We start from the raw sequence: 17,983 nt of genomic DNA, 5'->3' as shown, positions 1-17,983 counted from the left end.
GTTGTGTTCAGATCCTGAACACGTGTGTTTTCCCAGGCGGTAGTCATGCGGTCCAACCGACTGTTTGATACAGCAGCCCCATTGGGCTTTTGCACCTTCGATGAGTCACCCCGCTCAGGGCCGCTTGTGTTGATAGCGGTCGACGCGATTCGATAAGCATGGGGCGTGCCAGCCAGAGCGGCAGTGTTTGTTGAGGGTGGGCGGAGGCGACTCGTCTGGTATGCGACCTGGATTTAAGTTTTGGAGGGCTAAGAAGCGCAAGTAAGCGGGCGGCCGCGCTATCGAGTTTCTAGGTTGGAGCAGAAATTGCACGCGACGTAATACGCACTGGACGCAATGGTGCAGATCTACATGCGAAATTCGCGCGGGGCTTTTTGTACCATGATCAAAAATAATATTTGTGTTGTGCTAGGCGAAGCCGTTCGATGCGGCGCTTGATTCTCAGAGTGATCGACAGCGAACACCCAGATTCGTTGTTGGCGGCATTGCGTTGGCTGTACGGCTTCGTACGTCCGCATCGGCTGGCAATCATCGGGCTGCTTGGCTTGTCAATTTGTGCCTCCCTTTTGGTGTTGTTACAGCCATGGTTAACCAAACTTCTAATCGACGATGGACTGCTGGCACGCGACTTTCCAGCGCTGGTAAAAATCGCTTGCCTGATGATCTTTGCCGGCCTATTGGGTACGGCTCTTTCGGGAATCAATCGTTACCTGCACACGCGCTTGTCTGGACGGATTTTGTTCTCGTTACGTGACGATCTTTATCGACACCTGCAGACCTTGTCTCCGAGCTTTTATACCCAGCGGCGCATCGGTGATTTGATGTCACGGCTCGATGGCGATGTCGCCGAGATTCAGCGCTTCGCCGTAGACTCATTGTTCTCAGCTGTATCGAGTGTGGTCGGGCTGATCTGCGCGGTGTCGATGTTACTGACCCTATCGTGGAAGCTGTCATTGCTGGTATTGGTGCTGATTCCCCTCGACATCCTTTGGTTGCGCTGGATGCGGCGAAAGGTTGAGCGTGATGTACGGCAACTGCGCGAGCGTTCCGCAGATGTGTCTTCGTTTATGGTCGAGACGCTGCCAGTAATGAAGTTCATTCAGGCAGCTGGCCAGCAGCAAAAAGAATCTCGCCGCCTAGAGGCCTTGGGGCAGGGCTACATGCATCAATTGCTGCGCCTGCAGGTTACTGAGTTCTTTACCCAGGCCGTACCCGGCACGCTAACTTCATTGGCCCGCGCCTGCGCCTTCCTGGCGGGGGGCTATTGGGTTGTTCAGGGGACATGGCAGCTGGGTGCTCTGATAGCATTTTCCACATACTTGGGAATGGCAGTAGGGCCGGTCCAGAGTTTGCTGGGTCTATACGTCGCCATACAACGGATGACGGTCAGCCTCGGACGCGTCATGGAGCTGCGCGGTGAGGAGCCTACTGTTGTTAGTCCAACTATCCCCAAGCCGATACCGGCTCAAGGCGATTTGCGTTTCGACGATGTGCATTTCAGCCATCCCGGTCGTTTGAGTACGTTACGCGGCATCAATGCGCGAATTCCTTACGGATTGAAAGTTGCATTGAGCGGCGGTTCCGGTGTCGGCAAATCAACATTGATAGACCTTCTGCAGCGACATCTTGATCCGCGGACGGGGCGGGTGCTATTGGGGGGCGTTGATCTACGCGAGTTAAACTTGTTTGAGCTACGGCAACGGGTTGCTGTTGTCAGTCAAGATATCGTCTTGTTCCGTGGCAGTCTCGCCGATAACCTGGCCTACGCCGCACCGGATGCCAACCGGGATGCCATAACCGCGGTTGCACAACTCGCACAACTCGAGAGCTTGATCGCTTCACTACCTGAAGGCCTCGACACCCCGTTGGGTGAACGCGGTCAACAGCTATCTGGCGGGCAAAAACAACGAATCGCCATTGCCCGAGCGCTGCTGCAGAACCCAATGATTCTGGTGCTTGATGAGGCGACTTCTGCGGTAGATGAAGCCACCGAACGAGAAGTCATCGAAGCCATTGACCGACTGTTTGCTGGGAGAACCCGAATATTGATAAGTCACCGCCCATCTACCTTGGCCCACGCAGATCTACATTTCGAAATGGTTGATGGTCTGTTGATATCGAAAACAGTTATGCATGAAATCTGAATGGGACTAGGCGTAGTACTCACCAGCACTTTCCCGTGTCTATTCATCCGATTGAGAAGCGAGGCTTTATTCCGATGACCGGATGCAGAATTCTGATCTTGGGAGCTGGGCCGGCAGGCGCTGCAGTGGCGTTGGGGTTGCGGCGGCTAGGTTATCCGGTTTCGATGGTCAGCGAGTGGCGGCGATTTAAAGCGTTGGAGGGTGTCTCTGTGCGTGTGCTGGAGGCCTTGCGCGGCGCAGGACTGCATCATGCTTTGGGGGACGCGACATTGCCGTCTCAACGGCAGGTGACATGGAACGGTCAGCATCACGCACAGAACGTGGAATTTTTATTGGACCGCCAAGCCTTCGATGAAGGGTTGCGCGAAGATTTGCGCCTTGCTGGCGTCGATTTGATCGAGGGGCGGGTGTTAAGCGTTCAAACTTCCGCAGTCGGATATCGCGTCGATGTCGAAGGCCAAAATGCAATGCATGTGGATTTTTTGGTGGAGGCGCGCGGACGTCAGGCGCCATCGCTCGGTAGAGCCATGCGCGGACCGGAGACGGTCAGTCTGCTCAATCATTGGCAAGGCCGGCCGGGATCTACAGCCAGCGCGGTGGAAAGCCTGGAAGACGGTTGGGTATGGATGGCTAGGCGTGCTGATGGTCAATGCTATTGGCAGTGGACAATCGATGTTGCCAGTGCTGACCTCCCTGGCAAACAGCACCTGCTCGAATATTGTCATCAGCGGCGTAAAGCCTCGATCGCGGCGAGAGCATTTTTTGGCCCGGATCAGCAAGTCGACGTGCAGTTCCATGCGCGCAGCAGTACCGCAATTTTAAGTCCTCAGGTGTGTGGCACTAATTGGATACGGGTAGGTGACGCTGCGATGGCGGTCGATCCGCTGTCGGGCAACGGGATATTTCAATCGTTATCGTCGGCGTTGCAGGCACCGACAGTGATTAATACGTTGCTGCGTAAACCTGAACGAGCGGTGTTGGCCCAGCGTTTTCACCAGCAACGGGTAGAGCAGCTGTTTTTGCGGTTCGCCAGGATCGGCCGGGATTTCTACCTTGATGAGCTGCGTTGGCAAGAACAACCATTCTGGTTTGTGCGTCGACAGTGGCCAGACGCCGAAGTGGCTCACGCAGAAGCAGACTTTAGTGCTTTAAAAATAGTAAGGGCGCCCGTACTGCACGACGGTTTTGTCGTTGAGGCAGAGGTGGTCATCACGCCAGATCAACCATTGGGCGCTTGGTGTGTGCAGGGGGTCGAGCTGGCGCCACTTGTGCGACGTTTACGCTCGGAACCCCACGAACGAGTGCTTGCGAGCTTGACGGCAGAACAGGGCCGCATGGTTCGAAGCTGGCTATTGGCTCAAGGGTACAAGCCCGTCTAATTGTGCTTGCTCGTCTCTTTCGCTGAATCATGTTCAGTGTTTCTGTTCGACGCTAGTTAATCTCATCCTGAATAACTTTTATTCGTTGGGTAATACTTGTTCATGTCCAAATATCATCCTCGAATACTCATTATCTGCCGAAGGAGTTAGACTTTTTTTTGTGAATATCGAGTGTTCAATTGTGAAACACGTTTTTTGGGTGGTGTGCAAGTATTAGACAGATTCTTTGATGTTTATCCATGAAATCAAATTGGCACGCCTTATGCTGTTACGGAAGGAGTTGCAGGCGCATAGCACTATCCAAGAACAATTTTATAGGTAACGTTATGAATCAAATTTCAAGGTTTCTGCCAGACGAACTCTGGAATAACTGTGTTTTCGACGGTACTTGGAGAAATATTTCTCCTAATGTAAGTCAGGTTATAGAGCCTGCAACAGGTGCGTCGTTGGGTTGGATAGGTATGGCTGACGCCGCGGCGGCTTCTGCTGCTGCCCATGCAGCCCGTGAAGCACAGGCGGAATGGTTTGGTACCTCTCATGAAGAGCGTTCTGCAATCATGCGCAAGGCGGCTGATATTGCAGAATTGCACTTTGGTGAAATTGTCGAATGGTTGGTTAAAGAAAGTGGTTCGACTCAATTGAAGGCTGGGTTTGAAGCTAATGTGACGATCAAAGCGTTGCATGAAAGCGCCATGATGCCAGGCAAGAGTCAGGGTGATGTATTGCCTAATGCCCCAGGAGCCGGTCGCCTCAGTATAGCCAGGCGTCGGCCGCTGGGTGTCGTAGGGGTCATCTCACCATTCAACTTCCCGCTCTATTTGGCGATGCGTTCGGTCGCGCCTGCTCTGGCCGTTGGAAACAGTGTTGTGCTAAAGCCGGATCCCCGAACTGCTGTTTGCGGTGGACTGCTCATTGGTCGGTTGTTTGAGCTTGCAGGGCTGCCAAAAGGGGTTCTGCATGTACTACCTGGTGCAGGCGACGCGGGCGCTGCTTTGGTTGATTCACCAGATGTCGCGATGATCCAATTTACCGGTTCAACCGCAGCTGGGCGAAAGGTTGGCGAAGCTGCAGGTCGCAATCTGAAAAAAGTGTCATTGGAATTGGGCGGCAAGAACTCGTTAATTATTCTGGATGACGCAAACATAGACCTCGCGGTTGCCAATGCCATTTGGGGGGCATTCCTGCATCAAGGACAAATCTGCATGGCCACCGGCCGAATCCTGGTTCAGCGCAACCTTTATCCGCAGTTCCTCAAAGCGCTGATCTCCAAGGCTGGTAAGCTCACCGTGGGTAATCCTGCTACAACAAAGGTTTCTTTAGGGCCCCTCATTAATGCGCACCAACGCGATCAGGTTGCTAAAATCGTAAATCAGGCTCAACAGGCGGGTGCGAAACTCGAGGTTGGAGGACGCTACGAGGAACTGTTCTTCCAGCCTACTGTGCTCAGCAATGTCATGTCGGATAACCCGGCGTTTCGTGAAGAAATTTTTGGGCCTGTAGCAGTTGTTGTGCCCTTCGACTCTGATGAAGATGCCATACGGCTCGCTAACGACACTGAATATGGCCTGGCCGCTGGCATTATCAGTTCGAATGTTGGACGGGCGCTCAAAATCGGTGACAGGCTCCGTACCGGTATGCTCCATATTAACGATCAGACGGTTAATGACGAAGTAGTAAATCCGTTCGGTGGCTGGGGCGCGTCTGGAAATGGTACGAGTGTTGGTGGTGCTGCGAATTGGGAGGAATTCACGCAATGGCAGTGGCTGACCATCAAGGACGAAGCAACTCCTTATGTCTTATAGATGAGAGGGGATCTCAAGTAGATCGAGGTAATATCAAAAAAAATCGCCCGTTCTAAGCGGGCGATTTTTTATGTGATGTAATTATATGTGAATTGTTGCCATTGATGATAAAAACACCTGAGAGTGTTATGAAAGATTACGAGTGGTCAGCACATGAATATTAGAGATATGCATGGCCTTGATGAGGTTCGGCGTCGCTTTCTGGATGGGCATTCGCTGCCAGCGGATTTATTGCCGCCAGCCATAGCCAATTCTTGGGAACGTTCCAGAAAAGCAGGTTTGTCACCTTGGGATAAGCGGTTGACCAGACGCTTGCGTGCCCATGAATTAAGCAGCGTGGATTCACGCCTAGCCGCCTGCGCTCAGCCCGAGTTAGACAGATTATGGGGAATATTTGGAGGGCAAGATTGGGCACTTTTTTGTGTCAATCCCGAAGGTGTCATCGTGTATGCCAAACACGCGTCCGCGCCAGACGGTGTAGATCCGCTGAAAGTAGGAAAACGTGTCAATGAAATAGATATTGGAACAACTGCTCCAAGTTGTACGCTTTATGAGCAGCAACCCTTTATCGTCTGCGGAGGCATGCACTATCTAAAAGAGTTTGAGAATTTTTTCTGTGTCTCAGTTCCGGTTTTTGGGGTGCACGGGGAGTTGGTTGGCGCGATTGATATTACGGGTATTGGTCAGCGGAATGCGTCTGCTGTTTTAGAGCAGCTTAAAATCGCGGCGATGGCTATCGAAAGTAGATTGTATTCGGGTTTGTTAGACTGCCAGATCGTAGCTCTCCAATTTGATGCGAGATTGATTGGAACGCCATTTCAAGGTCTGGTCGCATTTGATGAAAATGGAAAATTTTGCGCGGCTAATAAAGTCGCAAAAAAAATACTGGGCATTGATACGTCAGCGATACTCGAATCTTCATTGAATTGGGAAAATTTTTTCGAACGTGGACCTCAGTCTGTAATTGTAAATGCGCCAAGCCTCATAGCATTAAATGATGGCTCTTCAGTTTATGCTCAGTCCTTATCTTTCCCCGGTTCCCCCAAAGCGCCTGTTCGTGCACGCCATTCGGCTCCTGAAATCGGGCAGGACTCTGCGCTCAACCAGCAGTTCAGTATGGCTTCGAAAGCTTTTGCAGCAAGCATTCCTATACTTTTGCAGGGAGAAACGGGTACCGGAAAGGAAGTGTTCGCCAGGGCGCTTCATGACTCATTGAACCCTGATGCTCCGTTTATAGCCATTAACTGCTCGGCGATACCTGAACACCTCATTGAGTCCGAGCTATTCGGTTACGTCGAGGGAACGTTTACCGGTGCGCGTAGAGGAGGTACCAGAGGACGTATTGAAGAAGCGAATGGTGGAACACTGTTGCTTGATGAAATAGGTGACATGCCATTCAATCTGCAGACTAGGTTGCTTCGTGTATTGCAGGAAAGGGAGGTCACCCGTCTTGGCAGTTCCGAGCGCCATCCGGTTGATGTAAGGGTGATTAGCGCGACACACTGCGACATAAAAAAATTCATTCAAGAACATCGTTTCAGAGAAGACCTTTTTTACCGCCTTAATGGCATGCACGTTAGTATTCCAGCGCTCCGCCAGCGTCAGGATTTAGATGGCATCATCGTCAAATTGATTCAACGTTATCAAGGAGGTGCAATACATCCTGATGCGTGGGGGCTTATTAAACATCAGGAGTGGCGAGGAAATATCAGGCAGTTGGAACAAGCTATTCGTCTGGCAGTGGCTTTGGCTGGCGAACGGCTCCTGATCCTTCCTGAGCACTTTCCTGGTTTGGAGCAGCCTGACTTGAAACGAAGTGAAAAATCGTTGAAAGAATTTGAAAGAAAGAAAATTCAAGACGCACTGGATGCCAATCATGGCAATGTGAAAGCTACAGCGCAGCAACTAGGTATTGCACGCGGCACTGTATATCGTAAATTAAGGCTCGAATAGTGCGGTTATAAGGGCGGCGCGAAGTTGGTACTTTTAATGCTGAGCTTGCCATTGTTAGAATACCGTTGCGACAAACAGCTGGGTATAGGCGTTGTTTTCGTTTTCACCTGGCTACGATCCTCCTTTAGTTGCTGCGCGCTCAGGTTTAAATAAACCTGACAATAGGCTTGCCTGACATATTCTTAAATACGTCAGGCAGCTTAAAGGTCACGTTTGCAACCTTCGAAATTCCCCGCTGTATTATTGATCAACCGAAATAGAGAGTACCGATGGCTAGGTATTCCCTAAGCTCACTTGGACAGATTTTAGCCCCGAGTTCCGTATTGCTATCAGCTCGGCTCTGCTGGTCAGTTCGTGTTGCTGAGCTCAAAACGTTCTGCCCCTGTGGATTCGGAACAGACTCACGATTAACACCGCTCTAAGTGACCGTCCGGTCAAGCCATCTACCCAGCCCCGCAAAGCCAAGACATGGTATGCAACCAGTTCTTCTCCCTATCGCGACTTTTCCGCCTTTTGTTATATGTCCCATATGCGCTTTATTGGGCTGTATCTGTGTGTCTGGAAGATTGAACACTGTGTTCAGAAATCGATCACTCTCATTTGCTGCAGTCAGATAAAATTCATATTTATTCATATAAAACATATAGTTACGAGTTCTGGCACGAAATATGTATTTAACCGATCGAGCGCCCGCAGCCTGCCTTGGTTTTGGATGCCATAACTACAAAAACTTAAGTCACCAACATAAGAAAATAGCCAGCATGGGCTCCGTCCCTTGTGAAGAGCCAGAGGAATTCTGATCGATGAAACCACTCCGCCGACTTGCGTTCATCTCGTGTAGTACCGTTCTGGCGCTCACTATTGCCCCGTTCGCAGCAGCGCAGACAGGGGAACAGGTTGTAAAGACCATGTGTGCTGCTTGCCATATCGCGGCAGACGGTAGTTTGGAGCGCATAGACGCTGTACGAAAAACGCCAGAAGCTTGGGATATGACTGTAGTGCGGATGATGCGCAATCATCAGGTTCCGCTAAGCCAGGACGATCGTACGGCGGTAGTGAGGTATCTGGCCCAGACGCGTGGATTGAGCGTGAAGGAAACAGAGGGGCGTCGTTACATCCTGGAAAAGGAACCGGTAGCGGTAGACGTGGCACCCAATCAAATGATGACCGAAACCTGCTCCAGATGTCACTCCTATGCTCGAGTCGCATTGCAACGGCGAACTCCTGCAGACTGGGAAAAATTGCTCAACTTCCACCTCGGGCAATTTCCGACGCTAGAACTTCAGGCGATGGCGCGTGATCGAGACTGGTGGACATATGTCAATGGCGAGGTCCTGCCATTTCTCGCAAAAAACTATCCGCTAGGTCAGGCGCCTAAGGCCGCAAGTGCCAAATTGGGCGAGAGTTGGATTGTCGCAGGCCACCAGCCAGGTAGCGGTGATTATTCTGGAACGCTGTCATTGAAGGCTGCGCAGGAGGGCTACGATGTTTCAATGACAATTGATAACAAGGATGGCTCTGCGACCTATCAAGGACGGGGGGTGCTGCTGGGGGAGGGCGAGTGGCGCGCTACATTAAGCGACGGTAAGCAGGAAATTCGTCAGGTATTTGCTTTGAATGCCGACGGATCACTCTCTGGTCGTTGGTTTGAAAAATCCAATGAAGTTATTGGCGGGCGTCTTATAGCTTCTCCAGTAACGGCACCGGCTCGCATTCTTTCTGTTAGTCCTTCTTACCTAAGAACTGGAGACGAGAGTGAGATCACGCTTGTCGGCGTAGGCTTATCCGGTAAGCCGGTTCTGCCTAAAGGTGTCGCAGGAGCAGTTGTCTCTCAGAGTGATACCAAAGTCGTGATGAAGCTTTCCGCAGAAAAAGCTCTGGGGGTTGTGAAGGTCAGCGTCGGCAAGGCAAGTGCGCCGCTCGTAGTTTTTTCCAAGCTTGACGGTGTTCGCGTAGAGCCTGATCAAACTATCGCCCGGGTCGGGGGGAATGGCGGCCCTATCGCAAAGGTTCCTGCGCAATTTGAGGCCGTGGGTTTCCTGAATGGAGCGGACCGGAAACCAGGTACGGATGACGACATTCGTGTCGGTGTATTTAGCGCTTCGTGGGCCGTAAATAACTGGGATGAAGGCGCTGCCAAGATGCAGGACGCCAAGTACGCAGGCTCCATCGAGCAGAGCGGCCGCTTCACTCCAGCGCAAGCAGGTCCTAATCCAGAGCGGCCGATGTCCACCAACAACCTTGGCAATCTCAAGGTAATCGCCACAGTTGATGATAACGGCAAACCTCTGCCGGGCGAGGCGCACCTCTATGTGACCGTCCAACGCTTCGTCGACACCCCTATTCGTTGAGGCTCCTATGACAGCGCTTACTCTTATTCGACATAACGCGCATCAGATCAATGTGGATGGCCATTCCATGATGATGCATGTCCCCAGCAGCAGCCTTTTCGAGCTTGATGATGTGGGGCGCGATGTATACAACTTATTCAGTCGTATCGATCGCGTCGACGGCGATGTTATGCGTACCGAACTCGGCTCACGGCATTCCCCCGAGAGTCTTGCGGAGTGTGTCAGCAGTTTTATCGATCTTGATATTTTGCGTGAGTCTGGTTCCCCAGAATTACCTCGCGTCGTCGCTAAAGTCGAAGAAATTCCGCTTTCGACAATCGTTCTCAATGTGAATACAGGCTGCAACCTTTCCTGTACTTATTGCTACAAAGAAGACCTTACGACCCCTTCTAAGGGCGTCAAGATGAGCTTCGATATAGCCAAGGCTTCGTTCGAAATGTTGCTTAAACAGGCCAAAAATCGGGACCAGGTCAATCTGGTTTTTTTTGGTGGTGAACCGCTCTCCAACTATGCGCTTATACGCGAAATGGTTCCTTATGCCGAAGCTCGGGCGGCGGAAGAGGGCAAGAAAATTGATTTTTCGCTAACCACTAATGGCACGCTTTTAACGGAGCCGATGGTTGATTGGCTCAACGAGCATCGCTTTGGCCTGACGGTATCGATGGATGGTCCAAAAGCGATGCATGATGCAAACCGTATTACGGTGGGCGGCAACGGAACTTATGACGTGGTGGCGCGCAAGGTACGGATGTTGCTCTCGCGATATACCGCGCGCGCTGTAGGTGTCCGCGTGACGCTTACCAAGGGAGTTACAGATGTGCTCGGTATCCATAATCATCTGAAAAATGATTTGGGCTTTGCTGAAGTTGGATTTGGGCCAGCTACTTCAGGTCCCATCGCATCTTTCAATCTGGATAATGATGCGTTGAAGCAGGTTTTCAACGATATGAAAACTTTGGGTCGGCGGTATGTCGAGGCGGCCTGTCGTGGTGAAAATATCGGTTTCTCAAATATGCACCAGTTGTTAACGGATATTGCTCAAGGCACTAAAAAAGTAGTGCCCTGTGGTGCCGGTTTAGGACTGCTGGCTGTCGACAAGGATGGCGACCTCCATTTATGCCATCGCTTCGTTGGGTCTGATCAACCGACTTATGGCAACGTGGATCGCGGTATCGATGTTCCAAAATTAGCTGCGTTCATTGAGGGCGCTCAAGATCGTAGTAGTTTCGGCTGTAAAACCTGTCGAATTCGCTCAATTTGTGCAGGGGGGTGTTATCACGAATCTTATGCGAAACAAGGTGACCCGTTTGCTCCTGTTTATCACTACTGCGATTTGCTGCGCGACTGGGTTGATTTCGGAATCGAATCTTACGTGCGAATCATGAAAAGTAATCCTAGTTTTTTCCGTAATCATATCGAACCACGGAGCGCCAAAGCATGAAACATCTCATCCCAGCCAATGCCAAGGCCAAGATTTTTGTCGAAGCCCACGCCGAAGGTCGTGAGGAAGAAGTTGTGGCAATGAATGCCTTGGTCGGCTGTTCAACTTCTTTTGACCCAGGATGGGAGATCGACGGATTTGGTGGTGTTTCCAACTTGTGTCAACCGATGGAAGCAGATCTATACGCTTGTTCCGATCCTTGCTGGTGGCCAGCACAAGTACCTGACACGATGTCCACTTATCCTAACTGGGGTAAGGATACTGCGGACCCCACTCAGGACTGGCGTAACTTGAATTCCGTTTTCCCCGAATCTAAGGGCTAATAATAATGATAAAGTCAATATGCTTCGCTGTACTAACGATTGTCGGTGCACTGGAAGCCACCCCAGTGATGGCGAAAGATTTTTTATCCGTTGTTGCACATCCTGACAAAGTTTTCGTTGTTGATATGGATAATCGGCAGATCTTGAAAAATTTTGTGGTGGAAAACAGCGGCGCTACGCCGATGGTTTCTGCTGTAAGCCCTGATGCCAAATTTGTATATGTACTGGCTAACGGAGGTCAAAGTGTTGTCAAGATGGACATGGAAACGGGAAAAAATCTGCTCCGGTTGGATATGAGTAAAGCCGATGAGCGCGTGTGGGCTACCTGGGGCATGAATCTCTCGCCTGACGGCAAAACCATTGCCGTATATCAGAACCCTGTTAAACACCTTCGTAACGAATTCAAGGTCCAGCCTACACGTATCGCGTTATACGATGCGGAAACGTTGACGTTAAAATTTACGGCTCCTGCACCTCGTCAAGTTACGATGTTGATGTACTCGGAGGACGGTAAAAAAATCTTTGCTCTGGGTAAAGACTTGTATGTTTTCGATGCTGAGTCTGGAAAGCAACTGGATGAATTACCCATTCAGAAATGGTCCCAAAAAGATCACTTTCCTCCGGATCTGTTGAATGTCTGGTATCAGTATGATAATTCCCAGCTCATGGTCGCGCCGTATTATGTGAAACTTCGTGATAAAGATCCGGCTTCCCCGGAGGCCTTCCAAACCGGTCTGCTCACCCTTGATTTGAAACAAGGGAAGATACAAATGAACGATATTGAGCCTACCCAGACTATTTATTTTTCTATGGCTGCTAGCCCGGATCACAAACGCGCATATGCCGTTTACAATGTGCTCCAATCGTTTGATTTGGCCAATGGTGGTAAACCTCTCAAGCAGGTAAATCTTCCTCATACGTTCTATTCTGTAGTCGTTAGTTCTGATAATAAATATATTTGGATCGGTGGCGCGGGAGGCGATTTACTTGTCTATGACGGTGAAACATTGGAGAAAGTAGGAGAAATGAAACTCCCTGAGAATGCAAATATGTCAAACGCCTCTGCCCTGCGTTTGTTCACGGTTCACTGATGATCGTTCGTATTGGCGTAATTGATAGCGGAGGACCTTCGACAGAAATTGAAGGGTCTCTGGCTTTTCGAGCCGATGGCGTCGTCGAGCCTTGCGTGCCGGATCGCCTAGGGCATGGAACGAAAGTTGCCCAGGTGATCCGCAACAGCTGCAGTGATGTTGTAATCACTCATGCACAAGTGTTTCACGAACGGCCAGTTACCTCCGCTCTTCAGGTCGCCATGGCCATCGACTGGTTTGTTTCACAACCAGCGCCTTATCGGATGGACATTATCTGCATGAGTTTGGGATTAACTGCCGATCGTGCTTCGTTACGCGAGGTAATCCATAGGGCTAGTACGCAGAAGTTGCTTCTTGTTGCGGCCAGTCCGGCTCGAGGGATCGCTTGTTATCCGGCTGGTTACGATAACGTGATTGGTGGTACCGGCGACGCGAGATGTCAATGGGAGCAACTTTCGCGCTTGGGGCCTCGTCTGTTCGGAGCCTGGAGTAACTCTCCCGAACATGGCGGAACGGGAATGGCAGGAGCCAGCTTGGGTGCCGCTCGCGTAGCCGGGTATCTGGCCAGGATCCTCATGGAGGAAGGGCGCTCTCTAGAGTTCAAGGAAGCCCTATCCTTAATGGGACAGCGTTGCGATTACTTTGGAGTTGAAAGACGCGTTAGCTCATGAGCATTTTGCTCGCGCAGAAATATTAATCAGAGTGTATTCACATTATGTGATTGGCTTGCTCCCATAAAAATGTCCCGGGCACGGGGAGGTATCTATGCGTTTTTCGCGTGTCTCCATCAAGTGGAAAATCACTTTACTAGCGGGATTTTGTTTACTTTGCACCGTCGTGCTGTTGGTTGGTACTTCCCTGTATCGCATGGATACCAGTCTGGAGCTCGTAAAATCTGCTAATTCGCAGATGCTTGAGGCTGCTGCGCGTGCGCGTATGGAGGCTCGTGGAGAACAGCAAGCTGAGACTACTGAGCGATTTTTTTCAGATATTTATCATTACGGCAATCAATTCAGTCGACAAGTCCAACAGTTGCGCGAGCAAGCTATCAAGCACGGAGCCGATCCTCGAGAGTTGCGCAAGGATCTGAATCAGTTAGTACATGACGGCCTCAAAGCCAATCCCTCGTTACTGAGCTTGTACGTGGTGTTCGCACCTGACGCGTTGGATGGCCAGGATGCGCGTTTTAGGGATGAATCAATCGCTGGAAGTAATGAAAAAGGGCGATTTGCTTCTTACTGGAGTCAAAAGGATTTGACGGACAGTTACATGGCAGTGCCCGAGAAAATAATTGCGGATACCACGCCAATGTTGGATGGAACTCCATTCAACACATGGTATAGCTGCCCACAGCAAACATTCAGACCATGCGTGCTGAATCCTTATTTCGACGACACGTCTGGCCAGCCTTTGCTGATGACCACCCTTGCTTTTCCATTGATCGAAAAAGGCAAAGTCGTAGCAATCATCGGCGCGGATATCAGTTTGAGCCGCTTGCAACAGCTCAGTCTGAATGGCAGCAAGCAGTTGTATGACGGTAGGGGAACGTTGCAAATAGTCAGCTCTGCAGGACTGATCGCTGGCGACAGTCATAATCCAGGTTCCCTCGGTCAGACATTGGATAAGGTTCAGGAAGACGGAACCAGCTTACTGACGAAGCTGACCTCCGGTAAGTCTCAGGCCGTTGATACGGTGGCCAGCTTGCGCATTTTGGAGCCGCTGAGTGTGATTCCTGAAGGCAAATCCTGGGGACTGCTCATAGAGGTTCCGCGAGCAATTTTGTTGGAACCTGCGCTTGCGCTGCATCAAGAATTGGATGAACGAAGTCTGACCGGAGCTCTATGGGAAACAGGCCTTGCCGGATGCGTGGCTTTATTAGGTTTGGCTGTGCTGTGGTTGACCGCCCGTGGCGTCAGTAAGCCGATCTTGGGTGTGGCGAGCATGCTTCGCGACATCGCTAGCGGTGAGGGCGATTTAACCAAGCGTTTAAGCTATCAAGGCAGCGATGAATTGGGTCAGTTAGCAGGTTGGTTTAATCGCTTCCTCGACAAACTTCAACCAATAATCCGTGACGTGAAGGCATCGGTGCATGATGCACGTTCGACGGCAGACCAATCAGCGACACTGTCCGAGCAAACCAGTACAGGCATGGAGCATCAGTTCAGGGAAATCGAACAGGTGGCCACGGCGTCGCAGGAAATGAGTGCCACAGCTCACGACGTGGCCAATAGCGCGGCCCAGGCTGCACAAGCCGCCCGTGGTGCGGAGCAGGCGACCTCAGATGGTCTTGCAGTGATAGAGCAAACCACGCACATGATAGATGGTTTGGCTAAAGACATGAGTCTTGCGGTAAGAGAAGTCGAAGGTTTGGCGGCTAGTAGCGGTCAAATAGGTTCTGTACTGGACGTCATACGTGCGATTGCCGAGCAAACCAATCTATTAGCGTTGAACGCCGCCATCGAGGCCGCGCGGGCCGGGGATGCCGGTAGGGGGTTCGCGGTTGTTGCCGATGAAGTGCGAGGGTTGGCAAAGCGAACACAAGACTCCGTCGAGGAGGTGCGTTTGGTGATCGAGACGCTGCAGCGTGGAACTCATGAGGTAGTGAACGCAATGAACAACAGTCACCAACAGGCCCAAGGCAGTGCAGGGCAGGTCGTACAAGCAGTGGCGGCATTGCAGCGTATCAGCGGCGCGGTTTCGATCATCAATAACATGAACCTGCAAATCGCCAGTGCGGCCGAGGAGCAGAGTGCTGTCGCTGAAGAGGTGAATCGGAATGTGGCATCTATACGTGATGTCACTGAGTCGTTGTCCGATCAGTCGAAAAAGTCCGCGCAGATCAGTCAGTCGTTGAATAAGTTAGCCAATCACCAACAAGGATTGATGGAGCTGTTTCGGGTTTAGAGGAGAGGCTGAGAGCTGGTATTTGCTGACGCTGACTTCTGATGAAGTGTATAAAAACAAACTGGCCCCATCGGTTCGTAATTACTAGAGGCCATTTATTCAACCCTACGGTGGCTTTACCAGTTCCGATGGACGAGATTTTGAATGTTGACGCCGTTATTGTTACCCATACCCACCCAGATCATTGGGATGAAACAGCCAAGGCGTTGGTTCCCAAGTACCTGCCGATATTTACTCAGAATGAGCAAGACCGCGAGTTGATTCTGTCTCAAGGTTTCAGCGATGTGCGGCTGTGTGGGGTGGTATTCCGCCATCCGGATGAGAAAACCCTCTACCTGGCCGGCGACACGATCTGGAACCAATACGTCCAGGACAGTCTGCAGCAGTTTCAACCCGAGGTTGTCATCCTCAATGCTGGCGATGCGCAAGTGATCGGGCTCGGCTCCATCATCATGGGCAAGCAGGACGTCTACGAAATTTTCCTTGCTGCACCCCAAGCAACGCTAATTGCCACCCATATGGAGTCGGTGAACCATGCCGTGCTTACCCGCAAGGAGCTTCGTGAGTTCTCTGTGCAAAAGGGTATGACCGACCGACTGTTCATCTTCTTGGCTCTGCAGGTTTCATCCAGTCGGAGAAAAAGAATTTCGATGCTTTTGAAGGTTTCAGTTTTACGATCGAGGCTCTGTTTGCCGAGGGGGATCAGGTTGCGGCTTACATGTTGTTCGATGGGCTGCAAACCGGAGTGTTTGATGGGATTGAGCCGAAAGGGACTAGAAGTGCGATTTTCCCTGATGATGCTCCTCACGATTGCCGATGGAAAAATCATCGAGAAACGGGCGCATTTTGATCGAATGGACATTCGAAAGCAGTTGTTCGCAACAGCCTGAGTCTATGGTGCCCGGTGACTCCCCGGGCGAGCCTGCGTTTTACTTAGCTGGCATGCTGTAGAAGCTGAATCAGTTGGGCATGCATCGTGGGATCTCCGCAGGCCACGACGGTGCCGCCGTTTTGCGCCGTACTTCCATTCCAAGCCGTCATTCGGCCACCTGCGGTATAACAGTCACCGCCAAAAAAGGACTAACTGCACCTGGCTGGCTACCTGTTCAAAGGCGTTTTTTCTTTCGGCTGTATCGAACATATCGGGGGTTGTGCACATCAGCCTCCCAGATTTTAGCTGTGAGCAGGTCCGGGTTTTTAATGCTGCACCATTGCGCCAGGCACCTTGTGCGCTGCCGATGTATCGCCCATCGCCCATCGCCCACCGATAAACGGCTGATTCATGACCACTAACACCGGGCGCTGGCACTCCAATGCCCACACCTATTGCTTGGTCGCTTGAAAGATCTCGGTCGTGGTGGCTAAGCCAAGCGACCGAGCGTTTCGATGTGCTCCTTACTATTTATGTGTTCCATAGTGTTCATGGAGTTATCTGAAGTGTTCAATGTTTGAACATGACGCAGGCTTTGAGATTGTCTGCGACGCTGATTTTGTGTATGGCATACCTCTTGCTGTTTAAAGTTCTTGTGAGTTGGCATATTGCAATAGAGCTGTCTAATTACAAGAAGGCGTCGCGATGAGTGTATTATTTCTTACCGAGCAGAGCCTAATATTTGAATTTGCTGAGCCGCAAGATGTTTCGGACTATGTTAATAAGTACATTGGTCAACATTGTATCATTTTAACCGGGTATCGAGGTGTGCGAGCTAGCTTGAATCACCGTGCTTTGGCAGATCTCGATCTGTGTCGAATCACCTATGGGGGGAATGTCGGGGTAAGTTCACCTGCCTTGAATGATGTTTATCATATCCAGATATTATTGCGTGGGAGTTGTTTGTGGCGTGTCAAGGGGCGCAGCCTTTGCCTTCGTCCGGGTGAGTTAATAGTAATTAATCCAGATGATCCAGTAGACTTTACGTATTCTGAAGATTGTGAGAAGTTCATCCTGAAAGTGCCATTGAAGGTACTGGAGGATGTCTGTACTGAGCAACGATGGGCCTACCCCAAGCACGGTATTCGCTTTATAGATACGCTCTATCATTTAGCCGATGTTGAAGGCTTGGTCGCCTTGCTAACCATGATATGCAGGGAGGCTGAATCAGAGGGTAGAGCTTATAAGGTTGATAAAAGCTATCAGTATATTTTTGCAGTTAAGATGCTTAGCTTGTTGAAGTCTAATGTGCTTCGCACGAACCATGATGCAGTCTTTGTGATGCTCGAAAAAATTGATTCGTATATTGATGGGAATATTGATGTACGGATCGAAGAACTCGCTGATTTAGCAGGTGTAAGTGTGCGTGTTTTTTATGCGATGTTTGAGCGGTATGTAGGTGTTTCTCCAAAGAAGTATATCAGGGGGAGAAGATTGGACAGGGTTCGAGAATGCCTGATTGATTCTGATTGCAATATTAAAAGCATCACTGAATTGGCGTTTGATTATGGCTTTTTTCATATGGGGAGATTTGCTAATTTTTATAAGGAGCGATTTGGGGAGTTGCCATCTGAAACTTTAATTCGTCGAGCTTGATTTGGCCGGCTCGACATGATTGTTTTTTAGGATGTAAAAACTGGCTTTACTTTAGTGTAGCAAGAAAC

General features: G+C 50.6%; 12 protein-coding genes and 2 pseudogenes. 13 read left to right on the top strand and 1 reads right to left on the bottom strand.

Annotated features, from left to right (window positions below; genetic code table 11):
* The first annotated feature begins 425 nt into the window (after positions 1-425).
* The 12 genes and pseudogenes from AC30D7_RS04820 (at position 426) to AC30D7_RS04765 (ending at position 16,278) form a co-directional block, all read left to right on the top strand.
* Positions 426-2,144, top strand: a complete 1,719-nt coding sequence (locus AC30D7_RS04820; RefSeq protein ID WP_490133261.1) for an ABC transporter ATP-binding protein — start codon at positions 426-428, stop codon at positions 2,142-2,144.
* 74 nt (positions 2,145-2,218) lie between these two features.
* On the top strand, positions 2,219-3,523 hold the full coding sequence (gene qhpG / locus AC30D7_RS04815; RefSeq protein ID WP_490133282.1) for a flavin-dependent monooxygenase QhpG: 1,305 nt from the start codon (positions 2,219-2,221) through the stop codon (positions 3,521-3,523).
* A 326-nt stretch (positions 3,524-3,849) separates the two neighbouring features.
* On the top strand, positions 3,850-5,325 hold the full coding sequence (locus AC30D7_RS04810; RefSeq protein WP_490133260.1) for a benzaldehyde dehydrogenase: 1,476 nt from the start codon (positions 3,850-3,852) through the stop codon (positions 5,323-5,325).
* Between the two features lie 153 nt (positions 5,326-5,478).
* On the top strand, positions 5,479-7,278 hold the full coding sequence (locus tag AC30D7_RS04805; protein ID WP_490133259.1) for a sigma-54-dependent Fis family transcriptional regulator: 1,800 nt from the start codon (positions 5,479-5,481) through the stop codon (positions 7,276-7,278).
* A gap of 803 nt (positions 7,279-8,081) precedes the next feature.
* A complete protein-coding gene (gene peaA, locus AC30D7_RS04800; RefSeq protein WP_490133258.1) occupies positions 8,082-9,629 on the top strand; it encodes a quinohemoprotein amine dehydrogenase subunit alpha in 1,548 nt (515 codons plus the stop codon).
* A 7-nt stretch (positions 9,630-9,636) separates the two neighbouring features.
* Complete coding sequence (gene peaB, locus AC30D7_RS04795) at positions 9,637-11,070, top strand: quinohemoprotein amine dehydrogenase maturation protein (RefSeq protein ID WP_490133257.1); 1,434 nt, start codon at positions 9,637-9,639, stop codon at positions 11,068-11,070.
* Complete coding sequence (gene qhpC / locus AC30D7_RS04790) at positions 11,067-11,393, top strand: quinohemoprotein amine dehydrogenase subunit gamma (protein WP_490133256.1); 327 nt, start codon at positions 11,067-11,069, stop codon at positions 11,391-11,393. Before peaB ends, qhpC begins: the two co-directional genes overlap by 4 nt.
* A gap of 5 nt (positions 11,394-11,398) precedes the next feature.
* Positions 11,399-12,484: a quinohemoprotein amine dehydrogenase subunit beta gene (gene peaD / locus AC30D7_RS04785; protein WP_490133255.1), complete on the top strand. Its 1,086-nt coding sequence runs from the start codon at positions 11,399-11,401 to the stop codon at positions 12,482-12,484.
* Positions 12,484-13,155, top strand: coding sequence for a subtilisin-like serine protease QhpE (gene qhpE, locus AC30D7_RS04780; RefSeq protein WP_490133254.1), 672 nt, complete (start codon positions 12,484-12,486; stop codon positions 13,153-13,155). Before peaD ends, qhpE begins: the two co-directional genes overlap by 1 nt.
* A 94-nt stretch (positions 13,156-13,249) precedes the next feature.
* Positions 13,250-14,530, top strand: a pseudogene (locus tag AC30D7_RS04775) (PDC sensor domain-containing protein); the annotation flags it as partial.
* A 102-nt stretch (positions 14,531-14,632) separates the two neighbouring features.
* Positions 14,633-15,388 carry a methyl-accepting chemotaxis protein gene (locus AC30D7_RS04770; protein WP_490133281.1) on the top strand — a complete coding sequence of 252 codons (756 nt, stop codon included), beginning with the start codon at positions 14,633-14,635 and terminating at the stop codon, positions 15,386-15,388.
* A 128-nt stretch (positions 15,389-15,516) separates the two neighbouring features.
* Complete coding sequence (locus AC30D7_RS04765; protein WP_490133253.1) at positions 15,517-16,278, top strand: MBL fold metallo-hydrolase; 762 nt, start codon at positions 15,517-15,519, stop codon at positions 16,276-16,278.
* Between the two features lie 43 nt (positions 16,279-16,321).
* Here AC30D7_RS04765 and AC30D7_RS04760 read toward each other — a convergent pair.
* Positions 16,322-16,690 (bottom strand): annotated as a pseudogene (locus AC30D7_RS04760) (FIG domain-containing protein); the annotation flags it as partial.
* A gap of 274 nt (positions 16,691-16,964) precedes the next feature.
* Between AC30D7_RS04760 and AC30D7_RS04755 the strand changes: the two are divergent.
* Positions 16,965-17,915 carry an AraC family transcriptional regulator gene (locus AC30D7_RS04755; protein ID WP_490133252.1) on the top strand — a complete coding sequence of 317 codons (951 nt, stop codon included), beginning with the start codon at positions 16,965-16,967 and terminating at the stop codon, positions 17,913-17,915.
* Positions 17,916-17,983: the final 68 nt, after the last annotated feature.

The sequence above is a fragment of the Pseudomonas sp. DF5 genome (genome assembly GCF_058148225.1).
Note: the sequence above shows the minus strand (reverse complement) of the source record. Positions and strands in the feature narration are given on the sequence as shown.

Bases quoted from the DNA above. Each gene is read 5' to 3' on its own strand.
- AC30D7_RS04820 (WP_490133261.1), top strand. From the start codon at position 426: ATGCGGCGCTTGATTCTCAGAGTGATCGACAGCGAACACCCAGATTCG.
- qhpG (WP_490133282.1), top strand. From the start codon at position 2,219: ATGACCGGATGCAGAATTCTGATCTTGGGAGCTGGGCCGGCAGGCGCT.
- AC30D7_RS04810 (WP_490133260.1), top strand. From the start codon at position 3,850: ATGAATCAAATTTCAAGGTTTCTGCCAGACGAACTCTGGAATAACTGT.
- AC30D7_RS04805 (WP_490133259.1), top strand. From the start codon at position 5,479: ATGAATATTAGAGATATGCATGGCCTTGATGAGGTTCGGCGTCGCTTT.
- peaA (WP_490133258.1), top strand. From the start codon at position 8,082: ATGAAACCACTCCGCCGACTTGCGTTCATCTCGTGTAGTACCGTTCTG.
- peaB (WP_490133257.1), top strand. From the start codon at position 9,637: ATGACAGCGCTTACTCTTATTCGACATAACGCGCATCAGATCAATGTG.
- qhpC (WP_490133256.1), top strand. From the start codon at position 11,067: ATGAAACATCTCATCCCAGCCAATGCCAAGGCCAAGATTTTTGTCGAA.
- peaD (WP_490133255.1), top strand. From the start codon at position 11,399: ATGATAAAGTCAATATGCTTCGCTGTACTAACGATTGTCGGTGCACTG.
- qhpE (WP_490133254.1), top strand. From the start codon at position 12,484: ATGATCGTTCGTATTGGCGTAATTGATAGCGGAGGACCTTCGACAGAA.
- AC30D7_RS04770 (WP_490133281.1), top strand. From the start codon at position 14,633: ATGGAGCATCAGTTCAGGGAAATCGAACAGGTGGCCACGGCGTCGCAG.
- AC30D7_RS04765 (WP_490133253.1), top strand. From the start codon at position 15,517: ATGGACGAGATTTTGAATGTTGACGCCGTTATTGTTACCCATACCCAC.
- AC30D7_RS04755 (WP_490133252.1), top strand. From the start codon at position 16,965: ATGAGTGTATTATTTCTTACCGAGCAGAGCCTAATATTTGAATTTGCT.